Here is a 913-nt window from a genome sequence, read left to right as displayed (position 1 = left end):
TCGGAGAATTTTCGGGGCATTTAGATAGTTCTCGTTTGCACACATGCTTTAGCGAACCGTTTCTAAGTCGAGTCACTGTTGCATTGGTAGTCTCGGATGCAGCGATATGTTTGGGTCGAACATACGGTTCCACAGCAGAGGCACTCTCGAAAGATCTCGTGCTTCTTCAACACGAGATGCCAATACCGGGAGTACTTGATTGCTTTCAAGGCTCTGCTTCTCGCCGACGGCAAAGTTAAAAACATAACTACCTTCAAGTCCCATGCGTAAGTCGGTCATAACGATTTTATTGTCGCGAATCGCAACGCGATAAAAACCTTTGGTGAACCATTGAAGGCGTTGCACATTCCACTGGTCGCCGATGCTCGAGAGCAGATCCTCACCCTTTGGGTAGCGCCGAAACTCTACGGATTGAGCGTCTTCCCAAACTGCGACATGTGCCACGAAGTATTCGTTATCACTTAAAGCGACAATGCGCCAGATTAAGGTATTGAATGGCATCGGTGTCGTAAGCACTGCATAGACATTGAGATTCTGCTCTACCAACGACTTGGCAATGGTCTCTTTCATTGTCGCTTTAGCGACCAGTGACCAAGAAAGATAGGTCGAGCTGATTAGGAGTGCGGCCACAGAGACAGATCTCGCCCTTGGGCTTTGCCAACCCAAATATGCCGCAATGCCTAATCCGGTTAATAGAGGGAGGGTGTAAGCCGGATCAATAATAAAAACGCTAGAAAGCCCAAAAGGGTATTCGCTGAGGGGCCAGAGCAGCTGCGTTCCATATACCGTAAACGTATCGAGTAACGAGTGCGTCCAGAGAATAGCAAGAATTGTTAGCGCCCAGCGTGTTTTATAAGGTCGAGTCGATGGGTGCAGTTTGAGTGCGAGCCACGTTAATAAGGGAACGAGAAAT

At 48.3% G+C, this 913-nt stretch carries 1 protein-coding gene; it reads right to left on the bottom strand.

Going from position 1 to position 913, the window contains the following annotated elements:
* Positions 1-72: 72 nt before the first annotated feature.
* Positions 73-913: metal-dependent hydrolase (locus tag A3750_RS16275; protein WP_068548449.1), on the bottom strand; the 841-nt coding region annotated here is incomplete at its 5' end.

It is taken from the genome of Oleiphilus sp. HI0079 (assembly GCF_001635105.1).
Note: the sequence above shows the minus strand (reverse complement) of the source record. Positions and strands in the feature narration are given on the sequence as shown.